16 protein-coding genes and 1 tRNA gene are annotated in these 14221 nt (G+C 55.1%); 2 read left to right on the plus strand and 15 right to left on the minus strand.

Annotated elements, in window-relative coordinates:
- The first annotated feature begins 26 nt into the window (after window positions 1-26).
- A complete protein-coding gene (rpoD, locus tag BM007_RS10990) occupies window positions 27-1874 on the plus strand; it encodes an RNA polymerase sigma factor RpoD (RefSeq protein ID WP_023309228.1) in 1848 nt (615 codons plus the stop codon).
- A 102-nt stretch (window positions 1875-1976) separates the two neighbouring features.
- Here the strand turns inward: rpoD and mug are convergent, their stop codons facing one another.
- On the minus strand, window positions 1977-2483 hold the full coding sequence (gene mug, locus BM007_RS10995; protein ID WP_024906471.1) for a G/U mismatch-specific DNA glycosylase: 507 nt from the start codon (window positions 2481-2483) through the stop codon (window positions 1977-1979).
- 125 nt (window positions 2484-2608) lie between these two features.
- Here mug and BM007_RS11000 point away from each other — a divergent pair.
- A tRNA-Ile gene (locus BM007_RS11000) sits at window positions 2609-2684 on the plus strand.
- Between the two features lie 82 nt (window positions 2685-2766).
- Here the strand turns inward: BM007_RS11000 and BM007_RS11005 are convergent.
- The 14 genes from BM007_RS11005 to BM007_RS11070 all read right to left on the minus strand — a co-directional run bounded on the left by BM007_RS11005 (window position 2767) and on the right by BM007_RS11070 (window position 14125).
- On the minus strand, window positions 2767-2967 hold the full coding sequence (locus BM007_RS11005; protein WP_032650280.1) for an ogr/Delta-like zinc finger family protein: 201 nt from the start codon (window positions 2965-2967) through the stop codon (window positions 2767-2769).
- A 67-nt stretch (window positions 2968-3034) separates the two neighbouring features.
- Window positions 3035-4189, minus strand: coding sequence for a phage late control D family protein (locus tag BM007_RS11010; RefSeq protein ID WP_090418744.1), 1155 nt, complete (start codon window positions 4187-4189; stop codon window positions 3035-3037).
- Window positions 4186-4650, minus strand: coding sequence for a phage tail protein (locus BM007_RS11015; RefSeq protein ID WP_090418747.1), 465 nt, complete (start codon window positions 4648-4650; stop codon window positions 4186-4188). The genes BM007_RS11010 and BM007_RS11015 overlap by 4 nt, the downstream gene beginning before the upstream one ends.
- Window positions 4651-4667: 17 nt before the next feature.
- The gene (locus tag BM007_RS11020; protein WP_090418750.1) at window positions 4668-6941 is read right to left on the minus strand and encodes a phage tail tape measure protein; all 2274 of its coding nucleotides are present in this window, start codon (window positions 6939-6941) and stop codon (window positions 4668-4670) included.
- Complete coding sequence (locus tag BM007_RS11025; protein WP_023616176.1) at window positions 6934-7053, minus strand: GpE family phage tail protein; 120 nt, start codon at window positions 7051-7053, stop codon at window positions 6934-6936. Before BM007_RS11025 ends, BM007_RS11020 begins: the two co-directional genes overlap by 8 nt.
- 32 nt (window positions 7054-7085) lie before the next feature.
- A complete protein-coding gene (locus BM007_RS11030; protein WP_024906448.1) occupies window positions 7086-7394 on the minus strand; it encodes a phage tail assembly protein in 309 nt (102 codons plus the stop codon).
- A gap of 56 nt (window positions 7395-7450) precedes the next feature.
- Window positions 7451-7969, minus strand: coding sequence for a phage major tail tube protein (locus BM007_RS11035; RefSeq protein ID WP_023309235.1), 519 nt, complete (start codon window positions 7967-7969; stop codon window positions 7451-7453).
- Between the two features lie 11 nt (window positions 7970-7980).
- Window positions 7981-9168: a phage tail sheath protein gene (locus tag BM007_RS11040; RefSeq protein WP_090418752.1), complete on the minus strand. Its 1188-nt coding sequence runs from the start codon at window positions 9166-9168 to the stop codon at window positions 7981-7983.
- 154 nt (window positions 9169-9322) lie between these two features.
- A complete protein-coding gene (locus tag BM007_RS11045; RefSeq protein ID WP_254780648.1) occupies window positions 9323-9931 on the minus strand; it encodes a tail fiber assembly protein in 609 nt (202 codons plus the stop codon).
- Window positions 9931-11688: a phage tail protein gene (locus tag BM007_RS23425; RefSeq protein ID WP_244319931.1), complete on the minus strand. Its 1758-nt coding sequence runs from the start codon at window positions 11686-11688 to the stop codon at window positions 9931-9933. Before BM007_RS23425 ends, BM007_RS11045 begins: the two co-directional genes overlap by 1 nt.
- Window positions 11689-11699: 11 nt before the next feature.
- Window positions 11700-12230: a phage tail protein I gene (locus tag BM007_RS11055; protein ID WP_090418755.1), complete on the minus strand. Its 531-nt coding sequence runs from the start codon at window positions 12228-12230 to the stop codon at window positions 11700-11702.
- Window positions 12223-13131 carry a baseplate assembly protein gene (locus tag BM007_RS11060; RefSeq protein ID WP_090418758.1) on the minus strand — a complete coding sequence of 303 codons (909 nt, stop codon included), beginning with the start codon at window positions 13129-13131 and terminating at the stop codon, window positions 12223-12225. Before BM007_RS11060 ends, BM007_RS11055 begins: the two co-directional genes overlap by 8 nt.
- A 5-nt stretch (window positions 13132-13136) precedes the next feature.
- Entirely contained in the window at window positions 13137-13487 is a 351-nt protein-coding gene (locus BM007_RS11065) for a GPW/gp25 family protein (RefSeq protein ID WP_090418761.1), read from the minus strand.
- Window positions 13484-14125: a phage baseplate assembly protein V gene (locus BM007_RS11070; RefSeq protein WP_032645069.1), complete on the minus strand. Its 642-nt coding sequence runs from the start codon at window positions 14123-14125 to the stop codon at window positions 13484-13486. Before BM007_RS11070 ends, BM007_RS11065 begins: the two co-directional genes overlap by 4 nt.
- Window positions 14126-14221: the final 96 nt, after the last annotated feature.

The following is a 14221-nucleotide window of genomic DNA, read 5'->3' on the forward strand; positions in this document are numbered from 1 at the left end:
AACGAATTAAGTGTGGATACCGTCTTATGGAGCAAAACCCGCAGTCACAGCTGAAACTTCTTGTCCAACGTGGTAAGGAGCAAGGCTATCTGACCTATGCCGAGGTCAATGACCATCTGCCGGAAGATATCGTCGATTCAGATCAAATCGAAGACATCATCCAAATGATCAATGACATGGGCATTCAGGTGATGGAAGAAGCACCGGATGCCGATGATCTGTTGCTGGCTGAAACCTCCAACAACACTGACGAAGATGCGGAAGAAGCTGCTGCACAGGTACTGTCCAGCGTGGAATCTGAAATCGGGCGTACCACTGACCCGGTCCGCATGTACATGCGCGAAATGGGTACCGTTGAACTGTTGACCCGCGAAGGCGAAATTGACATCGCAAAACGCATCGAAGACGGGATCAACCAGGTTCAGTGCTCTGTTGCCGAGTACCCTGAAGCGATTACCTATCTGCTGGAGCAGTACGATCGCGTTGAAGCGGAAGAAGCGCGCCTGTCTGACCTGATCACCGGTTTTGTCGACCCGAACGCTGAAGAAGATATGGCGCCTACCGCCACTCACGTCGGTTCTGAACTGTCTCAGGAAGAGATGGATGATGACGAAGACGAAGATGAGGAAGAGAGCGACGACGACACCGCGGATGATGACAACAGCATCGACCCGGAGCTGGCGCGCGAGAAGTTTGCCGAGCTGCGTACCCAGTACGAAGTGACGCGTGACACCATCAAAGCGAAAGGCCGCAGCCATGCTGCCGCACAGGAAGAGATCCTGAAACTGTCTGAAGTCTTCAAACAGTTCCGCCTGGTGCCAAAACAGTTCGACTACCTGGTAAACAGCATGCGCGTGATGATGGATCGCGTACGTACCCAGGAACGCATCATCATGAAGCTGTGTGTTGAGCAGTGCAAAATGCCGAAGAAGAACTTCATCACCCTCTTCACCGGCAACGAAACCAGCGAAACCTGGTTCAACGCGGCTATCGCGATGAACAAGCCATGGTCTGAAAAACTGCACGACGTGAAGGACGATGTGCATCGCGGCCTGCAGAAACTGCATCAGATTGAAGAAGAGACCGGCCTGACCATCGAGCAGGTTAAAGACATCAACCGCCGTATGTCCATCGGTGAAGCGAAAGCCCGCCGTGCGAAGAAAGAGATGGTTGAAGCGAACTTGCGTCTGGTTATCTCTATCGCCAAGAAATACACCAACCGCGGTCTGCAGTTCCTGGATCTGATTCAGGAAGGCAACATCGGTCTGATGAAAGCGGTAGATAAGTTTGAATACCGTCGTGGTTACAAGTTCTCCACCTACGCAACCTGGTGGATCCGTCAGGCGATCACCCGCTCCATCGCGGATCAGGCGCGCACCATCCGTATTCCGGTGCATATGATTGAGACCATCAACAAGCTCAACCGTATTTCCCGCCAGATGCTGCAGGAGATGGGCCGCGAGCCGACGCCGGAAGAGCTGGCCGAGCGCATGCTGATGCCGGAAGACAAGATCCGTAAAGTGCTGAAGATCGCCAAAGAGCCAATCTCCATGGAAACACCAATCGGTGATGATGAAGATTCGCATCTGGGTGATTTCATCGAGGATACCACCCTCGAGCTGCCGCTGGACTCTGCAACCACCGAGAGCCTGCGTGCCGCAACGCACGACGTGCTGGCTGGCCTGACCGCCCGTGAAGCGAAAGTCCTGCGTATGCGTTTCGGTATTGATATGAACACCGACCACACGCTGGAAGAAGTGGGTAAACAGTTCGACGTTACCCGCGAACGTATCCGTCAGATCGAAGCGAAGGCGCTGCGTAAGCTGCGTCACCCAAGCCGCTCTGAAGTGCTGCGTAGCTTCCTGGACGACTAACCTGTCCTGACCGTGAAAAAGCTCCCAATCGGGAGCTTTTTTTTTGTTTATTCCCTCTCCCTGTGGGAGAGGGCCAGGGTGAGGGCATCAGGCCGCAGAGGATTACAGCCCCCGCACCATCAGCGCCTCATCCAGCTCCCGATACGCCTCTACCAGCTTATCCAGCGTCGCTCTGTTGAGCCCGCTTGGATTTGGCAGCACCCACACCTGCGTCACGCCAATCATGATGCTCTGCTTACCCCACTTAGCCCCGCGCTGGCTAAACGCCTGCTCGTAGGCCTGCTTGCCGAGGATCGCCAGCGCGGCCGGCTGATAATCCTCTATCTTCTTGATCAGCTCCCGCCCGCCGCTGCGCAGTTCATGCAGGTTGACCTCACTCGCCTGCACCGTCGGCCGCTCGACCAGCATGGTGATCCCGCAGCGCGTGTCCAGCAGATGCTGCTCCTCTTCGGGCTTGAGTAACCTGTCGGTAAACCCGGCCTGGTAGATCACCTTCCAGAAGCGATTCCCCGGATGGGCGAAGTGAAAACCGGTGTGCGCCGAGGACTTGCCCGGGTTAATTCCGCAGAACACCACCCGCAGGCCAGGGGCCAGAATATCGTTGATCATCTTTACTCCCGCTCGATACATCGTCAGGGAAGTATAAAGGATTGATTATGCGTTGTTTATAAAAACAGCAGGCAGGTGTGAATGGCTGGATTGCTGCGGGGAGTTACTTTATAATTCACCGCCACGGCCCCTTAGCTCAGTGGTTAGAGCAGGCGACTCATAATCGCTTGGTCGCTGGTTCAAGTCCAGCAGGGGCCACCAAATTTTAGCAGTAGAATCATATGATTAAGCCACTCGATTGAGTGGCTTTTTTATTGGCTTTTTTGAGCCGGTGACGCAGCCACTAACCCTGGTTCAGCGAAGCCGTCTGGACACGTTCAGAAACACCGGGGGTCGCAATCAGGCGCTCCACGGACTCCATCGTCACGAACGTACAGCTGCAGTCCACATTGGTGCACTGGTGATAGCGCTCTTTGGTATTTTCACTTAGATAGCGACTGGTACGCGCATGCGCAGAGTGCTTGCACTTAGGACAATGAAACATGTACCCCTCCACTTGATTCACATTTTGTGAATCAATAATACCCAAAATAAAACCAATAGCAACTGTATTACTCACTATCAACAGTAAATTTTTCGTCAGTGGCATTCAGTTCAAGCTTAAGCTGCGTGGTAAATCCGCTATCGTTGAGGGTATGCACCACCTCGCGGATGATCCACGCCTGCTCGTCAATAACGCGTTTAAAACCGTTTACCAATACCGGCGTTTCGGGGTACAGATCGGCTCGCCCCAGCGCCAGTTGGATAGAGAAATTCACGGTACCCCGCTGCAGCGCGCGCCACTTCGCCTCTGCGGCCCTGAGAGCCTGCTCTTCAGAGGCATACACCGTGGTGAGCTCAAATACGTTTTCCGCCGATCCCACCAGCCTCTCTTGCGGCTTCTGCTCCTTGCCTCCCGTTTCTGCAATCGGCACGGCGGCATCGGGGTGCTGCAGCCCCTCTGTCGCTTGCCCCTCAGGCAGACGATTAATACTCAATTGAGTATTTTGCTGTTTTGGGTCGCGCGTTTGCAGCCATTTGGCCGTCACGCCGGAATAGTTTTCACGATCGGCAACGTAAAAAAGGTGCTTATCGCCGTCCCCACGCTCAATCATCATTAAGGGGATCGGCGTGCCGCTGGCCGTCACGGCGTGCCCCGCTTTCATAAAAATAACCTTGCCGGCTTTGATTGAAACAAAGGCACCATTACGTTCGGCCAGGCGGGTGAGAAACGCAGCATCGGTCTCCTGAGACTGATCGATATGAGAAATAGCAATCGATGAAAGTCCCGCCGCAACGCTGGCAGTTAACTGGTTACGCTGAGCGATAGTATTGACTATCGCGCCGATCGTCGTGTCATGCCACGACTGTTCGCGCCGCACGTTTAGCTTTCCACGAAAATCAGCGCTGCATCCCCGAATGGTCAGCGTGTCCGGCGCGCCCCGAAATTCAATTGTATCGATCGTAAAGTTCCCTTTCGGCTGGAGCGGGGTTCCCTCCCATCCCAGCCATAAGGAGAGCTTTGCCCCCCGGGCCGGCAAGTCTAACAGCCCGTCGGAATCATCCAGTTGAATATCCAGCTGATCGGCTTCCAGTCCACGTTTGTCGATCATGCTCAGACTGATAAGACGATGGCTGAAATTTTGTGTGATATCGCGATCGTCAAGCTTAAGCATAAAATCAGGGGCGATTTTCCCACCCGCCCGGATATTCATTTCCGTAATCATCCCACCAGCCCTCCAATGCTATTACGTGCGCTCGTCACCAGCTCTTCGACCTGGGTTCTCAGATCGCCAAACATCGTCATCAGCGATTCGTCCACGCGTTTCAGTTCCAGCGTAAAATTAATTTTTCGGGCGGTACCGTCACTGTAAAAATCCGAATGCGTATGCGTGACTTTTTCAATGATAAACATGCCGTGAATGATGCCGGTACCGTCTATCAACGGCCATGCCCGCCCCTCATTCGCCATCAGCTCAACCGCCTTGAGGGAAAGCCGCCCTCCCGTGAGCTCAGGGTAAAGCAGTCCGGAGAGGGTAAAAGATGTCTCGCCTTCGCCAAGGTACTGCCAGGCTTTAGGTTTCCCGATCCGATTGTTGGACACCCAGCGATAATCCTTTGTAAACTGCATTGTCTGATAGGGTAAGGTTCGTCGTTCAAAGACAAACAGACCCAGCACCATTAACATTTTCTCTCTCCTCAACCTTACATAAAGCTGGCTTGCTGCCGTCTCGCTTTATCCTGTTCAATGCTATCTATTGTCTCCCGGATTTGACGCGTCAGATCCGTTCCTGAAGCCGTGCCCCCCTGCAGCGTGATGTTGTATTCGCTTTTACTCTGATCGACGTAAGAGCGTCCTCCCGGCACGAGGGTTGGCTGATACCCCAGGCCGACGCCAGAGATCCCCGCCACCGGAATGGACGAACTGCCCGCAGAAGAGGATGTCGCGCCTGCTTTTTCCGCCGCGGCATCGAGATTACCCGACTCGTTTTTGATAAGACCGAGTTTCTCCAGCAGCCAGCTGGCCTTGCCGCTCAGGCTGTTAAAGAGATTAAGCGGTGCCATTAACGCATCACCCAGCGCCTGTCCAAAAATCACGCCAGCGTTTTTACAGCCATCCAGCGTTTCCTGCGTCGCCTTGATCGGCGTGATTAAGTCGGTGAACCATTGCCAGATACCGCCCAGCTTCTCCGAGATAGCGTCAAATACCGCCATCACCGGTGAGAACAGCGCACCCAGCGGTGCGAAAGCCGTTGAAAGCCCTTCCATCACTCCGCCAAAGAAGGCGCTGATGGGCTCCCAGTATTTGAAAATCAGTAAGGCGCCGGCGGCAATCGCCGCGCCAAGGGCAATCACCGGCCAGCTAAGGGCACCCAGCACCGTCATGATGGCGCCGCCCACCACGCTGAATACCGTTCCTAACATCCCGGCCGCGGTGATAACCATATTGACGCCCGTTAGAACCGGGCCGAGAACCGTGCCTACGCCACCCAGTACGCCAGCAAACGCCTGCGCGCCGACAACTACGCTGGCGAGGGTCTGCGTCAGCTCAGGGTTGGCATTCACCCAAAGGGAGGCCGTGCCAAGCCAGCCGGTTGCGGTTGTTATCAGGTTACGCAGAGCGCCATCCGCTTTATCAAATACATCAATCTTCAACCCGTTCCACGCGGCCTGGAGTCGGTTGATATCGCCGTCAAGATTATCGGTCTGCACGGAAGCCGCGAGCGCGGTACTGCCCTTCGCCCCTTGCAACTGCTGGCGTTTTTCATCAAGCGATCCATCACCCGCGGCGGAAGCCAGCGCCCCCGAGGCTTTTATAGAATCCGGAGTCTGAACATGGCGCAACATCGCGCTAAGCGCGTCCCCGGCGGCGGCGCCTTTCATCCCTTTTTCCGCCAGAACGCCCAGCAGCGCGGTGGTCTCTTCAAGCCCCATACCGGCGGCATCCGCAGCGGGCGCTGCAGAGGTGACGGCCGCCACCATCTCAGCGAGGCTGGTATTCGAAGAGGTAAAACCGCGGGTAAGCACATCTGCGATGCGTCCCGCATCCGCATCGGCCAGGCTATACGCGGCCTGCGTGCTGGCGATCATATCGGCCGCTTTAGCCGCGTCGACATTCCCCGCCAGGCTGAGGTTGACCGTTGGCGCGGTGGCCGCAAGCAGCCCATCGGCGTCATAGCCTGAACGAGTCAGTTCGGTTTGTGCCCGAAGGACCGTATCTGCAGGTACTCCGGTCCTGGCACTGACCTCCCGCGCCTGCTGGCGAATCGCCTCAAGCCGGGAATCCCCCTTCGCCAGGCCAAGGTTTGCCTGAATGGCCGACATCTGCTTTTCAACGCTGATGCCTGGCGCCATAAACCGGGACGTCTGGTCAAAGCCCGCTTTGGCCATGCCCACACCCGCATTCGCAAGCTGGCGCACCCGCGCGGTAACGCGTTTGCCTGACTCATAGCGATTCTGAACGGTACTCAGCCGCTCCTGCTGCTGGTTGACGCGGGCCAGCGCATCCCGCTGTCGGTTAAGCTGCTGCGTTTTTTCGCTGATGTGAGTTCGTAAACGACGCTCATCAGACGAGAGCGTACGCGTGTTGACTCCCGCCAGGGCGAGTTCAGTGCGCTGGCGCTGTACCGAATAGCGTAAGCTGTTGTACTCAAGCTTAAGGTCGGCCGCCGATTTTCGGGCTGCGGACAGCGCATCAGCCTGTGCCTGGGTAGGGTTTTGCGTGTTTTTAAGCTGCACCGCCAGCGCCGCTGCCTGCTGTTTCGCCTGAGCAAGCGACTGCTCCGTCACGGAGAGCTGGGCGTTTGCTTTCCTGAAGCCGTTAATACGCCCCGCCTGCTCATCAAGCGCCCCCAACGCCGTCTGCGAATCGTGGATATCGCTTGCGAGAGTGACGCTGGCGTTCTGGAGAGCGTTAAGCGGTCGGGTTGCCCGGTCGACTGCCTTAAGCAGCTCCTGAAGACTGACATTATTACTCATGGTGGTTTCCGCTTCGCTGCAGCGCTTTTTCGCGCCATAAGAGGAGTTCGGTCACGCTAAGGGAGTACAGTTCTGACGGCGGCCAGTGAAAGATCACCGCGATATCCGCCATCAGATCGTCGACCGACAGATTTTCGGGAAATTTCAGCGAGCCGAAGCCGGTGACAAAAAACCGATCACCTTACCTGCAAAAGAGAGCAGATCGCAGGCATCCAGGCGCGCAACCTCATGCTCGGTCAGGGCCGGAGAGGTCATTCGCGGCAGCACCTTAATCAGCGCATCGACGTCAGATTGCGCCAGCGACGCCAGCGATACCCCGCGCAGGGTTCCCGCATTGGGTTTAGAAACCGTCACCTGTTCAATTTTCTGCTCACCGCGCTGAACGGGGCTATCAAGCGTGACGATATGTGGGTTTTCACTTTCGTGCATGGCGGTCTCGTTGATATTTTCCATTTCTTTACTCTTCAGAAAGTTAACTCACCGGCCGGTAATCCCGGCCGGTTAAAGGGTTACAGGCCGATGGCCTTACGGTGTTCTGCCAGACGATCGACGCCGTCGACTTTCAGCACCATGTTGATGATGTCGATCTCGATGATCTCTTTGCCATCAATGGTCAGCTGGTAGTACGCGCACTCGGTGGACATCTTGGTGGTGCCGCTCTCGCCCTGCTTGTTTTCACCGCCATCGAACTCTTTATGACGGCCGCGCATGACGATTTCGACGGCGGAGATTTCGCCGGTATCATCGCGCTGATAAGAGCCGGTAAAGCGCAGCGGCACGCTGTCCGCGCCCGGAGAGGCATACTGCGCCCACAGCGCGGCGTCCGGCAGACCGCCAACGGTCCACTCCAGCGCCAGGGCATCATCGTCCAGACCGAGGTCGACAGAGACCGAGCCCGGCATACCGCCGCCGCGATACTTCTCCAGCTTGCGGGTAAGCTTAGGTAAGGTGACAGACTCAACAACGCCCATATAGCTCAGGCCATCGTTGAACATATTCAGGTATTTAAGTTTGCGTGGTAACGCCATGCTGCAGCTCCTTAGCTATTAACCGAATCTGACAGGTCTGCCAGATAGGTATCGGTGATGCGCTGGCGCAGGGTCAGATTTTCCAGCGGCGGGACAGGGGTGTAGTCGTAATCGATATACAGTTTCCCCGCTTTCAGGGTTGATGCATCGTTAGACTCAGGGTCATACCAGCAGGAGCCGTCGACGATATAGCCGTTGGTTTTCAGCTCGCGGAACTTGGCATTAATACCGGAAACGATGTCGCGGATAAGCGTTGGCGTGATGGGTTTATCCATCGCCCACGCGTGCGCTTCCGCCATGGTATCGGCCAGCACCTGCGCGGTACGGGTGTAGTTTTCAAAGACGAATAACGGGTCGTCTGAGCAGGTACGGTTACCCCAGAATTTGAAGCCGTCGTTGCGAATCAGCGTGGTGACGCCCGCCTGGTTAAGCAGGTTCGCATCGGTAGCCTGTTCCTGCAGATCCCAGGAGACAGAGGCGCTTACGCCCGTAACGCCGTTGACGCCAACGTTTGACAGGGTTTTATGCCAGCCGATTGTCTGGTCGATTTTGGCGCGCAGGCCAAGCGCGCGGGCGGTTGCCCAGGCCGTCGTCGTTGCGTTCGTGGTGGTATCCCATGCCAGAAAATCAGGATGGATAACCATCAGCTCGCGCTGGCTGAAGTTTTTGCGGTAGTTGATCGCGTCAGAGATGGTTTTACAGCCCCATGCGCTGACGTAGCCGAACGCGCGCAGGCTCTGGCACATCGCGGCCAGTGCGGTCGCCACTTCCTGAGAATCCAGCCCCGGGACGCCGAGAATACGTGGCTTAACGCCGGTTACCGTTTTCGCAGTCAGAAGCGCCTTCAGGCCGGTATATTTACCGTTTTCATCGGTGGTACCGATGATGTTGGAAACGGTCTGCTTGCGCGCCTCTTCCGGTGTTTCAGCGGTGCCTTCAGCCACGCGAACAACAACGACAACCGGTTTACACTGGTCAGCGATCGCCTGCAGAGAAGCGGACAGCGTCCCCGCCTTACCGGCTTTCGCAATCGCATTTTGCACGTTGGTAATGAGCACGGGCTCGTTTAAAGGAAATGTCTTGTCGTCAGCATCGCTGGCCGTACAGACCATACCGATGATTGCCGTCGAGACGGTGGAAATGGTGCGGGTGCCATCGTTGATTTCGATAACTTCCACGCCGTGGTGATAGTCGCCCATCCGGTTAACTCCTTCGTTTAGTGGTGAGGCTATTGTCTGTGGAGTGCGTGATTGATGCGACGTATTGGGGTTGGGGAAAGGATTACACAACAAACGAAAAACCCTCCGGATGGAGGGTTTGGGTTTAGTCAGGCAATGGCACGATCTTGCTGACTCATATCTCTGTATCTGGTAATGGAGGCCAGTCCGGTTTACTCACGTCAACGCGGTTCAATAACACACGGAATTTTTTCCACTTCTGCAGTTTCGCAGCTTCTTCCTCGGTCGCCATATCCAGCTCAATCGCATCCTGAAGCATGGCAATCGCATTATTTGCCTGTTTTAACAGTTCCAGTTTTTTGCGTTGTGCTTCTACCCGATGCTCCACTGGAGCAAGGGTTACCTTCCCATCATCAAAAATAAACGCGCCACCTAGCGCATTATTTCCAGCATTAGTAAATTCATCAGGCACATTGTCTGGTTCAACTTCCACGACAATCTGATTAATAGGAAAAATAGCGCTAGCATCGTAAGAGAAGTGAATAATTTCTTTTGATTCTGGATTAAAAGATATCTTAAGCGTTTCTTTTGAAAGTCTCTTTAGCCACTGATACCAGTCATTGCCATTCTCATCTTTCAGAAAAATAACATTCATAACTGGAGATTTCGCAATATAATATAGCTCAAGTTCCTCCTGTGAAAGTTTAGCCACTTTCGCAGCAGTATACTCTCCCCATTTGTCTAACGGATTATATTTTTCGAATACACCTGATTGCATTGTCATTAAGCCACCCACGCTGTGTACCAGTTTCCACCGATGTTATATTGAAGGGAGCGATATTGTACCGCTGTGTAATTCGTTTTTTGCTGCACAGCAGTCACTACAGTTCCATTTGGTGCATATGCAAATTCATTATCATTATTGCCGTTTGTAGCAACTCCCGCCGATGCAAGCCTGAGCCCTCCTTGAAGGAAGCTTGCTATAGTCCACGCAGGCGTCGCAAAACCTCCCTGAACCCATGCGGTTGTTGCATAAGGGCTCAAGTCCTGTTTCGGTGGCGGATTGTTAGGTGAATATACGCGCACACCGGGAGTGTCATATAACCCTGCAGCAGATTGAATAAATCCATCACTGCTAATATTGCGATTTGAGTGAATATCAGCGAGCGCACCTAAGTAACCACCTGCAACAACACTTCCGTCAGGAGAGATATTAAGTGACGGGCCACCTCCACCGCGCAAGCGAAGCACTTTATCATCACCAGCGTAAACAAGTCCCGCCTCTTGATTATCAGTTCTAAAGAACCAAAGATGCTTATTGTTTTCGCCACGGATAAAGATTGCATTTTGAGAAAGCTCAGTCGCGCCATTAAATGCTCTTATTGAACCGGGCGTCGTAACTGTTTTACCGCTAGAATCATATTGCACAGTGCTAAAATATCGCCATCCAATGTTAGTACCATCATCTTCGCGAATGGCTAGAACCTGCGTCGAATTTGTGTAGCTTACAAATTGAATTAAAGGTCTGTTAACCCTTCCCCCCTGCGCCGGGCTAGTCGCACAAATAACCTCAATATAATAAAAGTCTTGATTCAGAAACGGCGGGATGTTAGTGCATCCACGCACATCAATAAACAATGACTCCCCTACAACAAATGGGTATGTCGCAAAATCAAGCACTCCGTGGTTACATTCGGATTTAAAATTCCCCTTATATCCCACTGGAATTAATGCCCCTGAAGCATTATCAGCTATATTCCTAAAAGCAGCATCGCCGAGGCTGTTTTTCAGCGTTTTAATATCATCGCTGACCGCCTTCACGGCCTTTGGTGTGGCCGCAAGAGACTCAAACGCGCTGTCGGTTGCGCTACTGAGCTGAACGATACCCTTTTGCGCCGTGGTCGCGTCCTGAGCCGTATATTTTCCGGCTGCAAGATCATATGCCGCCTTGACCGCTTTCGACGTTGCTGCGAGCAACTCAGACGCACTGTCGGTTGCGTTACTGAGCTGTGTAAACCCTTTTTCCTTAGTCGTGGCATCAGGATGCCTGCGTGACGCCTCATGCTCTGCGAGCTTATCGTCGACATAATCCTGGGTTGCCATGACCAGTGAGGTATCTATCGAAAGCTCGATCGAGTCGATATTGCTCACCATAACCACCATACGCACGGTTTGTGCTCGGCCTGACCCCTCGGCCAGCAGTGGCTTATAGCTTTCCGCCATGTTACCGACAGCAATCAGTGTGCCGGTGTCGTCATAGAGTCCCATTTCTCGCACCCAGAAACCACCAGTTTCTGGTGGGATGAGCAATTCCGCGATCACATAATTTTGATTCTTGTTGTCCTGGCTGATTCTGTTCAGTTCATGACGCCAAACCTCATTGACGAGTTTCGTCTGACTGGCATCGGGAACAGGTAATGTCCCCCCACCATCACCCACGGCCATCGTGGTAAAATTCACTTTCTTCTTGTTCGGGACGGTCGCGGCAGCCAGTTTTTCGGCACCGGCTTTGGTGATAACCGTTTTATATTTCACTGTCATAGTGCTCTCACTTATCCGGGATAAACCGTGATGATGTCGCCGTCATAGCTCAGGGCGCCGGTATAGAGATAACCCGGTATGTCCTGGATGATATTCAGGCCAATAAGGTGGCGGCTGGCAGGCTTCGCATCGGCGATGAGCCTCTCCATTTCGTAATACATTTCCTCGGTGATGCCCGTATCCAGTACGCCGATATCAAGGCGGAAGGTGCCGGGCGGATCGTTGGTTTGCCACCACTCGGTAACGTTAATCAGATAGCCAAGCGGCTCCACCACGCGACGTACAGCGCCTATCGTTCCCTTGTGGGCATGAATAAACCACGCGGCGCGGATCACCTCCCGTTTGGTGGCCTCCGGCCAGTTCTCATCCCAGCGGTCAACGGAAAACGCCCACGCCAGCCAGGGAAGCAAATTCGCCGGACAGGTATCCGCACTCCAGAGATGGCGCAGCGGAACCGGCGTATTTTCGATGTCCGCGCAGGCGCGCGCCGCAGCGACCTCAAGCGCCGATGAGCCAACCGGTAACAGGCGTGTATTACTCATCGTTTCCCCCCACGATTACGCTGTAGTGGCTGCACCATGAGGCCTGCGTTTCATCAAGCACGATGTCAGCCGCGGGTGCGGTCAGTTCCACCCGCTGCACCCCTTCCACATGAAGAGCCGCGTAAATGGCGGACTTGCGGATATCGCGTCCCAGCCGATGCTGAGCCGTGATGTAGGCCTGTAACCGGGCTCTTGCCGCATTGAGTACCGGTTCACTTTCGGGGCCGGGAAAAAGGAAAAGCGATGCTTCAATGCTGTAGTCGACAATGTTGGCCGACTGGACGGTCACCCGGTCGGCGACGGGCCTGACATCCTCATCGTTCAGCGCATTGCGAACAACGGCGAGCAGTTCCTCAGACGCTATGCCGTTATTCTCCCGGGAGAGCACGGAGACAGTGACGTTTGCCGGCTGTGGGCTAATGACGGAAATGTCTGCCACCCGGCCATCTGCACTGCGGCCATGGAACTGATACGCGCCCGTCGAACCGGCCACGCTCAGCCCTTCCGGCGCCTGCTGGATGCGCAGACGAAAGTCGGTATCGGACTCCATCACAGCCGGAGTGGGCGGTAACGTGGTGTCGTCGGCAGGGGTAATAGTCAGACGCGCAAGGTTCGCGTTTGCCCCAATCTGGTCCAGATCGCTGCCCGCCGCGTAGGCCAACATGACCGCCCGTGCAGCCTCGTTAACCCGCTGGCGCCAGATAACTTCCCGGTAGGCGTTCTCCTGCAGCAGCTTCACAATCGGCTCTGACTCCAGGGTCAGCGTCCGTGCAATCGCCTCTCGCTCCTCTTCCGGATAGAGCGACACAAAGGTGGCCTTTCGTTCTGCCAACAGCGTTTCATAATCCACCTCCTCCACGACATCAGGCGCGGCGAGCTGGCTCAGATCAACAATAGCCATAGCGTTTAACTCAGTGAAATGGTGATAGAAAAGGATTGTCCGGAGATCGGGCGCGTGCCGGTGATATCGACATACAACGTCCCGTCGTTCTCCGAACGCTCGAAAGTGATGGCCGTCAGGCTTATCCGCGGCTCCCATTTCTGGATGGCGGAATAGCATGCGGCCATGATCTGCAGGCGCAGCGCCGGGCTCTGCGGCCTGTCAATCATCTCCGCCAGCAGCGAGCCGTAATCCCGCCGCATGACCCGCGAACCAATCGGCGTGACCAGGATGTCGCGCACGCTTTGCCGAATGTGTTCAGCCTCTGAAATGCTCAGCCCGGTCTGCCTGTTCATCCCCCTGTAACGCACCGTCATTGTGTCCCCTTAGTCCAGCTTCCGCCGCTTTGCACACTGCCGTGCGCGTGGTTGTCCACCTGCACCCCGTTGGAGGTGAATTTACCGCCGGAATGCTCAATATTTCCGGCCATCACACCACCCTTCTGCACTTCCAGCGAGGCGGTAATTAACCTGTTGGTACACACCACTTCAGGCGTATCCAGCGTGATGCGGGATGTTGACGTCACCCGTACCTCCGGCACGGTGGCGGTCAGCGATTCAGAGGCGGTAATGTCGGCCGTTTTAATGCCTGCAACCGTCAGCGCCCCGCGCCCGGGTTCGTACTCGATCACCGCGCCGTCCGGAAACGAGACGTGGAACGCATCAGGTGACCCGGACGGTGCCGGATGGTCGTCCGAGAAAATGCCGGGCAGCACAAAGGCGGTATCCAGCTCACCGCCGATGGCCAGCAGCAGCACCTGCTCTCCCTCGGAAGGGGCCCACCACACGCGCGAACGTCCCGCACGACAGGTTAGCCAGTTCAGCCAGGTGGTTTTCATCCCGCCGGTCTGGACACGACAAAGCCCTCTGTTGAGGTCAACGTCGGTCACAACACCGATACGAATCAGGTTGCGGATCGCGCGAGCGATACCGTTCATGGAAGTTAATGTATTCATGAGAAGAGAATGCCGTTCAGGAGGAACGGCAGCAACGAGACGGGGTTTTCTGCGGGATGATACAACAAGCGGTCCAGACAACAGGCGGTTGGCGGC

This window comes from Enterobacter sp. NFIX59, from assembly GCF_900113755.1.
Classification (GTDB): domain Bacteria; phylum Pseudomonadota; class Gammaproteobacteria; order Enterobacterales; family Enterobacteriaceae; genus Enterobacter; species Enterobacter pseudoroggenkampii.